We start from the raw sequence: 13,381 nt of genomic DNA on the forward strand, positions 1-13,381 counted from the left end.
GTCTTTCTATTCTAAGGGGCAGCACTACGAGCGTTCCAGATTGGCACCGATCAGATCGGCGCATTGTGCCGCATGGGTGGCGGGCAACATATGGCCTGCGTCGCGGATGCAGGCGACGCCGACATCAGACAGCCGCGCCGCGATTGCCTCGGCCACGCGGGGCATGGTGGGGGGCGAGCGGTCGCCGTGGATGATCATCACCGGCGCGTCGATCGCCTCGATGCCGCCGTCGCGCGCGATTCCTGCCGGATCTTCGAAATTCGCGCGGCTGATATTTTCCACCATCGGCATGGTCGCGATGAAGCGCGCGCGCTGGGACTCGGTGTAGCTCTCCCATGGCTGGCCGGTGCCCCAATCGCGCATGAAACCGCGCGCGGCGGCCTCGTGATCGCCTGCGGCCATCATCGCCTCGAAATGGTCCTGCTTTTTGCGCAGGGCGATCCATTCCGGGTCGCTTTCGGGCAGGGCGGCGAAGAGCACGGGTTCAATCAGCGTCAGCGAGCGCACCGCTTCGGGAGCGCCCACCGCGATGCGCAGCGCGACCGAAGCGCCAAAACTATGACCGATCAGATCGACCGGGCGCTCGATGAAGCTGGCCGCGATACGCGTCACCAGCGTCTGGAATGCGCCCGACTCCGCCGGATCGCCCCGCCACGGTGCAGATTGGCCGTGACCGGGCTGGTCGAAGCCGATGGCGTTGATCTGCGCGGCGAGCGGCATCAGCGCCTCGCTCCACAGTTTGGAATTGCCAAGCGTGCAATGGATCGCCAGCGCCGGGCGTTCGCCATGCCCAAAGGTCTGCCACGCGATATCGGCGCCTTGGCGTAGATCGCGCGCCATTACAGTTCCCCCAGATGATCGTCCAGAAGGGCGAGACGGTCTTGTCCCCAGAACCGTTCGTCACTGTCGGCCACGATATAAAAGGGCGAACCGAACGCGCCGCGATCCACGGCCTCTTGCAGGTTTCGCTCATAGGTAATTGCGCCCTCAAACATCCCCGAAGTCACCAGATCCCCCGAGAACCCGTTCGCCTCAAGGGCGGCGCGGATCACCTCGTCTTGCGCGATATCCTTGCCCTCGGCCCAGCAGGCGCGTGCAATCGCATGGGTCAGCCCGCCAAGATCGCCCCCGCCTGCCTGTTGCGCGGCGATGATCGCATAGGACGCCGGCGCGGGGTTGGTCGGGAAGAACGGCGGAGTGAAATCCATCGCCATGCCAAGACGCGCCGACCAGCGCTTGAGTTCCTGCATGCGATACTCCATCCGGCAAGCCGGACGCTGCGCCGGGGGCGTGCCGCCGGTGCGCGCAAACAGCGCAATCAGATCAAGCGGTTTATAGGCAATGCTGGCCCCGTGACGGGTGGCGATTTCCTCGAGTCGCTGGCCTGCGAGATAGGTCCAGGGGCTGAAAACGCCGAAAAAATAGTCGATCCGCGCCATTGATAACACTTTCTTGACGGTGGAAATTGCCGCCAAGCTACCTCGGTGCTAAGGCAGGCGCAATCAACCGAATCCTGTCGGGGTGACCCGGCGCTGCCCCGAGGACCTGCCCTGATGTCTGTTGTCACCGAACCCAAGCTGATTTCCGGAAATTCGAACCGCCCGCTGGCGCAATCCATCGCGCGGCGGATGTCGATGCATCGCGGAATGTCGGTGGGGCTGGTCGATACGCGGGTGGAGCGGTTCAACGATGGCGAGATCTTTGTCGAGGTCTATGAGAACGTGCGCGGCGAGGACATGTTCATCATCCAGTCGACCTCGAACCCGGCCAATGACAACCTGATGGAATTGCTGATCATGTCGGATGCGCTGCGCCGCTCGTCCGCCGATCGCATCACCGCCGTGATCCCCTATTTCGGCTATGCCCGTCAGGACCGGCGCACCAAGGCACGCACGCCGATCTCTGCCAAGCTGGTGGCGAACTTGCTGACCGAGTCCGGTGTTGATCGCATCCTGACACTGGATCTGCACGCGGCGCAAATTCAGGGCTTTTTCGATATTCCGGTGGACAACCTTTATGCCAGCCCGGTCTTCGCGCTGGATATTCTGCACCACTTCAAGGGCAAGATGAGTGATGTGATGGTCGTCTCGCCCGATGTCGGCGGCGTGGCGCGGGCGCGCGAGCTGGCCAAGCGGATCGAGGCCCCGCTGTCGATTGTTGACAAGCGGCGCGAGAAGGCGGGCGAGATCGCAGGGATGACGGTGATTGGGGATGTTTCGGGCAAGAAATGCATCATCGTGGACGACATTTGCGACACCGCAGGCACCTTGTGCAAAGCCGCCGAAGTGCTGATGGAGGCAGGCGCGACCGAGGTCCACGCCTATATCACCCACGGCGTGCTGTCTGGCCCGGCGGTCGAACGGGTCAGCAAATCTGTGATGAAATCGCTGGTGATTACGGATTCCATCGAGCCGAGCGACGCCGTCAAAGCCTGCCCCAATATCCGCATCGTGCCCACCGCGCCGATGTTTGCCCAGGCGATCTTGAACACATGGTCGGGCACGTCTGTGTCCTCGCTGTTTGAAACCGAGACCCTGACCCCGATTTACGAGGGCATGTATACCCGCGATTGAGCGGCGCGCGGCACCCCGACCTGAAGGCCCGGATCTTAGCGATCCGGGCTTTTTTGCTGCGCCGAGCCTGAACCAGTCGCCGCTGGGACGCCGTAACCGTAGAGAGGCAGCGTCACGGCGCGCTCGCGCGAAGGTGTTGGTGCAAAGGCGCTTGCTGCGCTGACGTTTCTTTACAGGATTTTTCCGGCACACTATCCCGAATAGGCGGATTTAGTCGGATTTTACCGTGACCGGGTTGGCGCTGGATCAAACAATGAGTGAGATACACATCATGTATTTGGGAAGATTTCTGATCGCTGCGACATTGATGATGGGCGCTACGGCCGCACAAGCTGGCGCGACTCTTTATAAATGCACGTTGAGCAACCGCCCCAGCAGGAGCTTTATGTCAAAGACGTTTGAGATCGTCTATAACGCCAAGACTGGCGAGGCGCGCGCGGTCGACGGGTTGATCTGGCGGACCTACGGTAAGGGGATTCCCGTCAAGGTCGTGGCGGACAATCCGGCGCGTACCACCTTGCGCTGGGAGGTGAAAAACGTGAACGTTGGTTCGCATGGCGTCGCCAGCAGCGGTCACACCGTGCGCGAGACGGTGACGCTGCTCAAGGATACGATGGACGTGCAGGTCCGGCAGATGCCGCTTGGCTACGATAACAGCTTTACGGGTTCGGGCCGTTGCACCGCCCAGCCCTACAATCCGCGGCGCAAATAGGGTCTCACCTGATCGCCATGTAAGGAGCCAGATGCGCCTGCTATCCCTCACCGCCCTTGTGATGATCGCCTTTGCGGCCAATTCGGTGCTCAACCGGATGGCGGTGCACGGGGCGGGCTGGGGGCCGGCTTTTACCGGGGTGGTGCGGTTGTCCTCGGGGGCGGCGGTGTTGCTGGTGATGGCGCTGGGCACAAAGGGCTGGCGCGGAATGCGGATGCTGCCCTCGGTGGCTGGCGCGGGCGTCGCGACGCTGTTTCTCTATATCTATGGGTTTTCTATCGCGAGCGGCTTGATTGATGCAGGCGTTGGCGCGTTGACGCTGTTTGGCATGGTGCAGATCACGATGTTTGGCGGCGCTTTGGTGCTGCGCGAGCCGATCTCGCTTTGGCGCTGGATTGGGGCGGGGCTGGCCTTTGCGGGGTTGGCGGTGCTGCTGGCGCCCGGCTCGGGCGGGCAGCACCTTGATCCGCTGGGCTTCGGGCTGATGGCGCTCGCGGGGGTCGGCTGGGGTCTGTATTCGCTCAACGGGCGGCGTGCGGGTGATCCGCTGGTGGCGAGCGCGTTGAATTTCGCGCTGGCGGTGCCGCTGGCGCTGATCTGGCTGGGCGTGGCGCGCGATGCGGGGCAGGGCGCGGCTTGGGGCTGGGGACCTGCTCTGGCTTCGGGGGCGATCACCTCGGGGCTGGGCTATGCGCTGTGGTATCGCGTGCTGCCGCAAATCCCTGCGAGTTTGGCTGCGATTGCCCAGTTGAGCGTGCCGATCCTTGCGGCGCTGGGCGGGGCGGTCCTGCTGGCCGAGACCCCAACGCTACGCTTCTGGATCGCCGCGGCGCTGGTTCTGGGGGGCATCGCGCTGTCACTGCGCAAAAACCGCCCGAAAGCGCGTTGACTCCGGGGGTGTGCCCTGTAATAAGCCCGCCATCCCGGTAGCCAAAGCTGCCGGGTCATTCATTGGTGTTGGTGGACCTTGCAAGAGGAAACCTGTCGCCGGGATCATACCCGGAGAAGGACAACGCCCTTCGAAACGCTAAGAAGGAGATCAGAGATGACCAAACGCACCTCTGCCAAGTACAAGATCGACCGCCGCATGGGCGAAAACATCTGGGGCCGCGCCAAATCGCCGGTCAACCGTCGCGAATACGGCCCCGGCCAGCACGGCCAGCGCCGCAAGGGCAAAATGTCCGATTTCGGCACCCAGCTGCGCGCCAAGCAAAAGCTCAAGGGCTATTACGGCGATCTGACCGAGAAACAATTCCGCCGCATCTACGCCGAAGCCGAGCGTGTGAAGGGCGACACCGGTGAAAACCTGGTGGGTCTGCTCGAGCGTCGTCTGGACGCACTGGTCTACCGCGCGAAATTCGTGCCGACCGTGTTTGCGGCGCGTCAGTTTGTGAACCACGGCCACGTCATGGTGAACGGCAAGAAAGTGAACATCCCGTCGTATCGCCTGAAAGAAGGCGATGTTGTGGAAGTGCGCGAGAAGTCCAAGCAGATGGCGCTGGTTCTGGAAGCCGTGCAATCGCCCGAGCGCGACGTGCCCGACTACCTTGACGTGGATCACAACAAAATGGTTGCGACCTTTGTGCGCACGCCCAAGCTGGGTGACGTGCCCTACGCGGTTCAAATGGAACCCAACCTCGTGGTCGAATTCTACGCGAAGAACTGATCTTTCAGTCTTCGCCGGTTTTTGCGAAAGGTCGCGCCCTCGGGTGCGGCCTTTTTCGTTGCATGCAGGCCGCGCATTGCGACGCGATGACTTTGGGGTGATCTTGAGACTAGCCCTGTCGCGCACACCCCGCTAGATATCAGGGGAATTTCGAGGAACAGGTCATGACGAGTCACATCCGCCCGCAACCCGGCATCATGGACATCGAGCTGTATCAGGGCGGGGCGGCCCATGTCGCTGGTCGCACTGATGCGATCAAGCTAAGCTCGAACGAGAACCCCTTTGGTCCATCTGATAAGGCCAAGGACGCGTTTACCAAATGCGCCCACACGATGCACCGCTACCCCTCGACTGATCACGCCAAGCTGCGTCTTGCGATTGGCGATGTGCACGCGCTGGACCCTGACCGCATCATCTGCGGCGTGGGCAGCGACGAGATCATCCATCTGCTGTGTCAGTCCTTTGTCGGTCCGCGCGACGAGGTAATTTTCACCGAGCACGGCTTTCTGATGTATCGCATCGCCACGCAAGCGGCGGGCGGCACCCCCGTTCAGGTCGCCGAGCGCGAGCGCACGACCGATGTCGATGCGATCCTTGCCGCCTGCACCAAGAAAACCAAGCTGGTGTTTTTGGCCAACCCCAACAACCCGACAGGCACGATGATCGGTCTGGCGGAGTTGGAGCGTCTGGCCAATGGTCTGCCCAAGGGCGCGCTGCTGGTGATCGACAGCGCTTATTCTGAGTATGTCGAGGGCTATGACGGTGGGGCCGAACTGGCCACGCGGCTGCCCAATGTCTTTATGACGCGCACGTTTTCCAAGATCTACGGTCTGGGGGGCTTGCGCGTGGGCTGGGGCTATGGTCCGCGTGAGATCATCGACATTCTCAACCGCATCCGTGGCCCGTTCAACCTTGCTACCGCGCAGCTTGAAACCGCAGAGGCCGCCGTGCGCGATCAGGATTGGATCAACAAATGCCGCGATGACAATACCCGTCTGCGCGCTTGGCTGGCTGAGGCGCTGGCAGAAAAGGGTGTTCCGTCAGATACTTCCACGGCGAACTTCATCTTGGCGCGGTTTGCCTCGGATCAAGAGGCCGAAGCCTGCGATGACTGGCTGAAATCCGAGGGCGTGATCGTGCGCCGCGTGGGCGGGTACAACCTGCCCAACTGCCTGCGCATCACTGTGGGCGATGAACCCTCATGCCGCCGCGTCGCGCATTTGATCGGCGTGTTCAAGGCTGGCGGCGCGAGCCAGGGCGCATGAGCGTGATGTATCAAAAGGTTGCGCTGATCGGGCTTGGGCTGATCGCTTCGTCGATGGCGCGCGCGATGCGTGAGCATGGGCTTGTCGGCACAATCACGGGGCATGCGCGCTCGGCCGAGACGCGCGAGACTGCGTTGGAGATCGGGCTGGTCGATAGCGTTCATGACACGGCCGCCGAAGCCGTGAAAGGCGCTGATCTGGTCGTGCTCTGCGTGCCGGTGGGGGCGATGGGCGTGATCGCGGCGGAAATCGCGCCGCATCTGGCATCGGGCGCGACTGTGACCGATGTAGGCTCGGTCAAGCGCGCGGTGATCGACGCGGTTGGCCCGCATATGCCCGAAGGCGTGCATTTCATCCCCGGCCACCCGCTGGCAGGGACCGAGCAATCGGGTCCGCGTGCGGGCTTTGCGACGCTGTTCACCAATCGCTGGTGGTTGTTCACGCCGCTTGAGAATACCGACCCCGAGGCGCTGGCACGGCTGAAATCGCTGGTCGAGGCGATGGGGGCCAATACCGACGACATGCCGCCCGATCACCATGATCTGGTGCTGGCCGTGGTGTCGCATACGCCCCACCTGATCGCCTATACGATGGTTGGCGTGGCAGATCATCTTCGCCGTGTAACCCACGAAGAAGTCATCAAATATTCTGCAACCGGCTTTCGCGATTTCACCCGGATCGCGGCGTCCGATCCGGTGATGTGGCGCGATGTGTTCCTGACCAACAAAGAGGCCACGCTGGATATTCTGGGCCGCTTTACCGAGGAGCTTTTCATGCTGCAACGCGCAATCCGGATGGGCGATGGTGAGGTGCTGGAGGATTACTTCTCGCGTACCCGCGCGATCCGGCGTGGCATCATTGAGGCCGGCCAAGACACCGACGCGCCCGATTTCGGGCGTGGGCCGAAGAAAGACGCCTGAGGCGCATACCGGCCCGCTATCGTGGCCGGCCCCCCGTCGTCAAATTAGCCCTGCTGTTGGGGAAATTGCGGTGCTGGCCCTAGCGGGATCGGCCCGAGGCTCATTTGACCGTTTTGAAAAATCAACGGAATTTCGAGCGCGTCTTGCGGGTCTTTCGCGGCCAGCATCGTCGCCACGCCGGAAATCAGATTGACCTGATCGCTGGCAATCAGCCCCGCCCCTTGCGCAATCGAAATCCAGTTGCGCCACGACGCCGAGCGGATCTGCAGCGTGCCTTCGGGATAGCCGCTGGCATCAATGCGCAGATTGCCTGCAACGGACAGATCATTGCCGCCCCAACTCAGCGACAGATCACTCAACGCAAATGTCATTAGCCCCGGCACACCGTGATCCGCCGCCTCTTTGGTGATCGGGTCGCGCAAGCCTGCAAGCGCGTCCAGATGGAGGCGCGCGACCGTGTCACCCAAGCCAGACTTGGGCGCGAGTTTGGCCACCAGCGCGGGGGGCAGCGTCAGGTTCACCGCCTCGGCGCCAAGGCGATAGGTGGCACCGGGCATGATCAACTGGCCCTTGTTTTGCGGATCGGGCAGCGCGCCCTGCGCCTTATCCTCGCGGGTGATGGCAAGGCGAAGCTGATCGGCGCTGAGCTCGGGGGCAGTGCCCGCGTCAGGCGTCAGCACCGGCTTTTGGATGACGGTGACGAGGTTTTCCAGCGGCAAGGTCGTGGAATAGCCCACCGTCACCGAGCTGCGCATATCGGCCAGATTCAGCGTATAGCTTTGATCGCCAAGGCTGATTTTCTGCCCCGAGGGGAGATAGGAAATCACCTTGTTGGGCGCGTATCCCAGCGCAAAGACCTGCGCATAGGGCGCTGACCACGACCACGCGCCGTCCGCGCCAAACAATTGGGGTTCTTCGTAGGTCAGATCAAAGCGCGACGGAAACCCCGCCATCGTGACGCCCTTGGCATCGCCCCAGCCGTCTTGGCGGGCCTGTGTCAGCATCGCTTTCGCGCCCGCCTCGATCTGGGAGGAGCCGTAAAACCAATAGCCCGCATAGCCGAGCGTCAAAATCACCACCAGCCAGATCAGCTTGCGCATTGCTCAATGCCTCTTTGCAATCATCCTGCGTCCCATGTAAGTCGCTTGGCCATGAACAACCAGCCCGACACGAACACGATCTGGATTTTCGGCTATGGCTCGCTGATCTGGAACCCCGGCTTTGATGCGGCCGAGCGCAGTCTGGCCCGCGCGCCGGGCTATGAACGCTCGTTCTGTCTGCGCTCGCTGGTGCATCGCGGCACGCCCGAAGCGCCGGGTCTGGTGCTGGCGCTGAATGCGGGGCAGGGCGGGTGTGACGGGGTAGCTTTTGCAGTGCGCGCAGGCCAAGAGACCGAGGTCATGGCCTATCTGCGCGCGCGCGAGCTGGTCACCTCGGCCTATCTGGAGCGTGAAATCTCATTGGAACTGGCGGACGGGCGGTGCGTGCAGGCCGTGACCTATGTGATCGACCGCCATCACGATCAGTATTGCGGGGCGCTCACGCTGGAAGAGCAGGCGCGCATTATCGCCCAAGCCACCGGCGGGCGTGGCCCCAACAGCGACTATCTGTTTAATACAGCGGCACATTTGCACGAATTGGGCATCCCCGACACGCTGCTCGATGCGCTTGTGGCGCGCGTGCGGGAATTGATGCGTTAACACTTGGCGAGGGGCGCACGCGCCGCTAGTCTGCGATCAAACAGGCAAAGGGGCAGGGTATGCACGAACCAGTGCGAATAAACCCGCAATTCTCGCAACCCGTGCGTCAGGTTCTCCTGATGCTGTTGGTTTTGGCGCTGGTGGGCACGGGCGGCTATTTCGCTTATGCGCGTATCTTCCCGATCTTTCTGGCAAATCCTTGGCTGAACGGGGTGATCGTCACGGTTTTCGGCTTTGGTATTCTGGCCTGTTTCTGGCAGGTGGCGCAGCTGGTCAAGGCGGTGAACTGGATCGAAAGTTTCGCCGCTGATCGCCCCGGACGCCCCGAGGTGAGCGCGCCCTCGATGTTGGCACCGCTGGCCTCGTTGCTTGGCTCGCGTGAGGCGCGTCGGGCGGTGTCGTCCAGTTCGGGGCGCTCGATCCTGGAATCGGTAGCCACGCGGATCGACGAGGCGCGCGACATCACGCGCTATATCACCTCATTGCTGATTTTCCTCGGGCTGCTGGGCACGTTTTACGGGCTTGCCACGACCGTGCCCGCTGTTGTGGAAACCATCCGCGCCCTGGCCCCGAAAGAGGGCGAAAGCGCGATGGGGGTGTTTGACAACCTCATGACCGGGCTTGAGGCACAGCTTGGCGGCATGGGCACGGCATTTTCCTCGTCGCTCTTGGGCCTTGCGGGCTCGCTGGTGGTGGGGCTGTTAGAGCTGTTTGCCAATCACGGTCAGAACCGGTTTTATCGCGAGTTGGAGGAATGGATCTCCTCGATCACGCGGCTGTCGTTCACGGCCCTTGAGGGCGGGGATGGCGAAAGCTCGATGGTGGCGGGCATCCTTGATCACATGTCCGAGCAGATGGAGCAAATCCAGACGCTGTTCGTGCGATCCGACGCCGGACGGGTGCAGACCGAGGCGCGCATCGCGCATCTCTCGAACGCGCTGCATGACCTGTCCGAACGCATGGGCGGCGAGATTGACGCGCGCGCGGTTCAGGCGCGTTCGTTGCAGCAAATGGCGGATGGGCAAGACCGGCTGATCGGCGCGCTTGACCAGTTGTCCGCGCGCACCGCCGAGGGCGCCCCCGAGGCCGAGGCAATGGCCGAAACTCGGATGCGCCTGCGCTCGATTGATCAGCAAATGATGCGGATGCTTGAAGAAATCTCGGCGGGGCGGCAGGAAAGCCTGGCGGATCTGCGCCATGATTTCGCAGCACTCACCCGCGCCATTCTGGGCTATAAACCCCCGCGCGAGGATTGATCCATGGCCTTGGCGCGGCGCAATAACAACCGGTTTTCGGCCAATATCTGGCCCGGTTTCGTCGATGCGATGACGGCGCTGTTGCTGGTGCTGATGTTCGTGCTGTCGATCTTTATGATCGTGCAATCGGTGTTGCGCGACACGCTGAGCACCAAAGAGGGTGAGCTGGTCGCGTTGAACGAACAGGTCAGCCAGTTGGCGCGTGCGCTGTCGCTGCAACAAACGCGCACGCAGCGCCTGACCGGCGAGCTGGAGGATGCGCGTGACAAGGCCGATCAGCAAAACGCGCTGATTGCGACGCTGACGACTCAACTTTCGGATCGCAAGGCCGCGTTGGATGCGGCGGGCCAGAAGATCACCGAATTCGAGGCCCGCGTCGCGCAGTTGATTGGCGAGCGCGACGCCGCGCAAAGCGATGCGACCGCCAAGGCCGATGAAATTCGCCTCAGCAAGGAAACCATCGCCGATCTGCGCACCAAACTGACGCAATCGGGCGATGCGGTGGCGGCGATGACGCTGCAACTGGAAGAGGCGCGCAAGAAGGCCGAGGAGACGCTGACCCTGCTGGCCGCTGCGCAGACCGCCAAGAAAGACATCGAAGCGCAACTCAACCAACAACTGAGCGAGGCCGAAAAACAGGCCGCACTGAAAGCTACGGCGCAAAAGGCCCTGCAGGAACAGACGCAAATCTCGGATGATGCCGCCAAGAAAGTAGCGTTGCTCAATCAACAGGTTGCGGCGCTGAGCACGCAATTGGCGCAGCTGCAATCGGTGCTCGATGAGGCGCAGCAAAAGGATGCGGCCTCTAAGGTGCAGCTGGAAAATCTGGGCCAGCAGTTGAACGCAGCCCTCGCGCGCGCCGCGTCCGAGCAAAAGAAACGCGCCGATCTGGAAGAAGCCGCGCGCAAAAAGGCCGAGGCCGAGGCCAAGGATCTGCAAAACTACCGCTCGGAATTTTTCGGCAAGCTGTCGCAACTGCTGAAAGGGCGCTCGGGCGTGAAGGTCGAGGGCGACCGGTTCGTGTTCTCGTCCGAAGTGCTGTTCCCGCCCGGCTCGGCTACACTTTCTGACGCGGGCAAGGCGCAGATCAAACAGGTGACAGGGCTGCTTGATCAGCTGCGCTCGGAAATTCCCGCCGATATCCCGTGGATCATTCGCGTTGATGGGCACACCGATGACACGCCGCTCTCGGGCAATGGTCAGTTCAAGGACAACTGGGAACTCAGTCAGGCGCGCGCGCTCTCGGTGGTGAAATATATGGTGGGCAGCCTTGGCTTTCCGCCCCAACGCCTCGCCGCAGCCGGATTTGCCGAGTTCGATCCGGTCAACACAGCCGACACCCCAGAGGCACGCGCGCAAAACCGCCGCATCGAGTTGAAGCTGACCGAACGCTGAGCGTTGCGCGGGCAGGGGGGGCGGCGCCGCTGATATCGGATCGGGAAACGTGATCGTGGCGGCAAAGCACGCAGCGCGGGATTTCCAAGCGTGCGTGCATAGGCTAAGCAGCGGGGGCAAACACCTAATGCGAGGCCCTATGTCCGTCTCTATGCTTTCTACCTTCGTCAAACCGATGCATCCCGAGGGGCGCAAGTTCGTTGCGATCTTTGCGGGGATCACGCTGGTTCTGTTTTTGCTATGGGAGCCGCTGGGCTGGATTGGTGTCGGGCTGACGGTGTGGTGTTACTATTTCTTCCGCGATCCCGAACGGGTGACGCCCACGCGGGAGGGGCTGATGGTCTCGCCCGCGGATGGGGTTGTCTCGTTGCTGGAACCCGCTGTGCCGCCGGTCGAACTGGGGCTTGGCGATCAGCCGATGATGCGGATCTCGGTGTTCATGTCGGTGTTTAACTGCCATGTGAACCGGCTGCCCGCTGCGGGGCGGATCTCGAAAGTCGCGTATCGGTCCGGCAAGTTCTTTAATGCCGCGCTTGATAAGGCAAGTTCGGATAACGAGCGCAACGGTTTGGCCGTGACGCTGCCTGACGGGCGGCAATATGGAGTGGTGCAGATCGCGGGTCTGGTGGCGCGGCGCATCCTGTGCTGGTCCAAAGAGGGCCAAAGCCTGATGAGCGGCGAGCGTTTTGGCCTGATCCGGTTTGGCTCGCGTCTTGATATCTACCTGCCCGAAGGCGTGACGCCGCTGGTGTGCATTGGTCAAACGATGTGTGCAGGCGAAACCGTGATCGCCGATCTCGACGGCACGGAACCGCAACGCCAGGGCGGCGTTCGCTAAGTATCGGGGCAGGAGGGCGCATAATGGAACCGCATGAAAAAGACCGGATGCCGTTTTTGCAGCTCGTGCCCAATCTGGTCACGATGGCGGGGATGGGGCTGGGGCTGACCGCGATCCGGTTTGCGATGGACGACCGGTTCGAATTCGCGGTGGTGCTGATTTTGCTTGCGGGGCTGATTGACGGCTTGGACGGGCTGATTGCGCGGCGCTTGCATGCGACCTCTGATTTCGGGGCTGAACTCGACAGCCTGTCTGACTTTCTATGCTTTGGTGTTGCGCCCGGCCTGTTGGTGTATCGCTTCGCGCTGGGAGAGACCCACGCGTTCGGCTGGATTTTCGTGCTGATCTACACAGGGGCGGCCTGTTTGCGTCTGGCGCGGTTCAACGTGATGCGCTCCGAACCCGACTCGATGCGCCATTTTACCGGCGTGCCCGCGCCTGCGGGGGCGGGGCTTGCGCTGCTGCCGATGTTTGTCACCTTTGCAGATATTGGGGATGCGCGTGCTGTGCCGGTTCTGGTGGCGATCTGGCTGGGGTTGGTCGGTACGCTGATGATCTCGCGAATCAAGACGTTCTCGCCCAAAGCCTTGCGCATCCCGCGCGGGGCTGTCGGGTTTGCCCTGATCGGCACGGTGATTGCGGTGGGCATGGTGTTCACCAAGATCTGGCTGCTGATGGTGATTATCGTCGTGATCTATGTCGCGCTGTTGATGCCTGCGATCTGGCGTGCGCGCGGATTGATTCTGCGCGGCTGAGTCGGACCGAGACGCTCTCGGTCGCTATGATTCAGGCGATTCCCCGACATCACGACCTTTCCGCCTTCCCGCGCGCGAGTCGCTTTGGATTCGCCCGCTTCGGCGCTCAAAACGCCCCAAGACTCACCCAAAACCGCGAAATGAATCGCCTTACCCCGGGGGAGGGGGCGTGGATTGGCTTTACACAGCACCGCATAGACAGCTGAGTTGCGCAAGGATGCCTGATTTTTCACCAATAAAATATGGGCGACGCGAAAAAATTGCCCCTAAAAGGAAAAAAGTGGTTGCGCAGGTGGGGCAC

At 62.0% G+C, this 13,381-nt stretch carries 14 protein-coding genes; 11 read left to right on the plus strand and 3 right to left on the minus strand.

Going from position 1 to position 13,381, the window contains the following annotated elements; all coding sequences use genetic code 11:
* Positions 1–24 precede the first annotated feature (24 nt).
* Both DT23_RS06010 and DT23_RS06015 read right to left on the minus strand, forming a co-directional pair.
* Entirely contained in the window at positions 25–840 is an 816-nt protein-coding gene (locus tag DT23_RS06010; protein WP_051697082.1) for an alpha/beta fold hydrolase, read from the minus strand.
* Positions 840–1,439 carry a 2-hydroxychromene-2-carboxylate isomerase gene (locus DT23_RS06015; protein WP_038129414.1) on the minus strand — a complete coding sequence of 200 codons (600 nt, stop codon included), beginning with the start codon at positions 1,437–1,439 and terminating at the stop codon, positions 840–842. The genes DT23_RS06010 and DT23_RS06015 overlap by 1 nt, the downstream gene beginning before the upstream one ends.
* A 114-nt stretch (positions 1,440–1,553) precedes the next feature.
* Between DT23_RS06015 and DT23_RS06020 the strand changes: the two genes are divergently transcribed.
* From DT23_RS06020 to DT23_RS06045, 6 genes are all read left to right on the plus strand, one after another.
* Positions 1,554–2,573 (plus strand): ribose-phosphate pyrophosphokinase, encoded by a 1,020-nt coding sequence (locus DT23_RS06020; protein ID WP_038129416.1) that lies wholly within the window; start codon positions 1,554–1,556, stop codon positions 2,571–2,573.
* Between the two features lie 385 nt (positions 2,574–2,958).
* The gene (locus tag DT23_RS06025; RefSeq protein WP_156023870.1) at positions 2,959–3,285 is read left to right on the plus strand and encodes a hypothetical protein; all 327 of its coding nucleotides are present in this window, start codon (positions 2,959–2,961) and stop codon (positions 3,283–3,285) included.
* A 31-nt stretch (positions 3,286–3,316) separates the two neighbouring features.
* Positions 3,317–4,174 (plus strand): DMT family transporter, encoded by an 858-nt coding sequence (locus DT23_RS06030; RefSeq protein ID WP_038129418.1) that lies wholly within the window; start codon positions 3,317–3,319, stop codon positions 4,172–4,174.
* Between the two features lie 156 nt (positions 4,175–4,330).
* Complete coding sequence (gene rpsD / locus DT23_RS06035) at positions 4,331–4,951, plus strand: 30S ribosomal protein S4 (RefSeq protein ID WP_038129419.1); 621 nt, start codon at positions 4,331–4,333, stop codon at positions 4,949–4,951.
* Positions 4,952–5,115: 164 nt separating this feature from the next.
* The gene (hisC, locus tag DT23_RS06040) at positions 5,116–6,216 is read left to right on the plus strand and encodes a histidinol-phosphate transaminase (protein WP_038129427.1); all 1,101 of its coding nucleotides are present in this window, start codon (positions 5,116–5,118) and stop codon (positions 6,214–6,216) included.
* Entirely contained in the window at positions 6,213–7,136 is a 924-nt protein-coding gene (locus DT23_RS06045) for a prephenate/arogenate dehydrogenase family protein (protein ID WP_038129430.1), read from the plus strand. Before hisC ends, DT23_RS06045 begins: the two co-directional genes overlap by 4 nt.
* Before the next feature lie 44 nt (positions 7,137–7,180).
* On the opposite strand, the gene DT23_RS06050 is transcribed toward DT23_RS06045, so the two are convergent.
* Positions 7,181–8,236 carry a DUF2125 domain-containing protein gene (locus tag DT23_RS06050; protein WP_038129433.1) on the minus strand — a complete coding sequence of 352 codons (1,056 nt, stop codon included), beginning with the start codon at positions 8,234–8,236 and terminating at the stop codon, positions 7,181–7,183.
* A 51-nt stretch (positions 8,237–8,287) separates the two neighbouring features.
* On the opposite strand from DT23_RS06050, the gene DT23_RS06055 reads away from it, so the two are divergent.
* The 5 genes from DT23_RS06055 to pssA all read left to right on the plus strand — a co-directional run bounded on the left by DT23_RS06055 (position 8,288) and on the right by pssA (position 13,080).
* Positions 8,288–8,836, plus strand: a complete 549-nt coding sequence (locus DT23_RS06055; protein WP_038129436.1) for a gamma-glutamylcyclotransferase — start codon at positions 8,288–8,290, stop codon at positions 8,834–8,836.
* A 59-nt stretch (positions 8,837–8,895) separates the two neighbouring features.
* Positions 8,896–10,092 carry a hypothetical protein gene (locus tag DT23_RS06060; protein ID WP_038129438.1) on the plus strand — a complete coding sequence of 399 codons (1,197 nt, stop codon included), beginning with the start codon at positions 8,896–8,898 and terminating at the stop codon, positions 10,090–10,092.
* Positions 10,093–10,095: 3 nt separating this feature from the next.
* Complete coding sequence (locus DT23_RS06065; protein WP_038129439.1) at positions 10,096–11,487, plus strand: peptidoglycan -binding protein; 1,392 nt, start codon at positions 10,096–10,098, stop codon at positions 11,485–11,487.
* A gap of 139 nt (positions 11,488–11,626) precedes the next feature.
* Positions 11,627–12,325, plus strand: a complete 699-nt coding sequence (locus DT23_RS06070) for a phosphatidylserine decarboxylase (RefSeq protein ID WP_038129440.1) — start codon at positions 11,627–11,629, stop codon at positions 12,323–12,325.
* A gap of 23 nt (positions 12,326–12,348) precedes the next feature.
* On the plus strand, positions 12,349–13,080 hold the full coding sequence (pssA, locus tag DT23_RS06075) for a CDP-diacylglycerol--serine O-phosphatidyltransferase (protein ID WP_038129441.1): 732 nt from the start codon (positions 12,349–12,351) through the stop codon (positions 13,078–13,080).
* The last annotated feature ends 301 nt before the right edge of the window (positions 13,081–13,381 follow it).

The sequence above is a fragment of the Thioclava indica genome (assembly GCF_000714545.1).
Lineage (GTDB): Bacteria > Pseudomonadota > Alphaproteobacteria > Rhodobacterales > Rhodobacteraceae > Thioclava > Thioclava indica.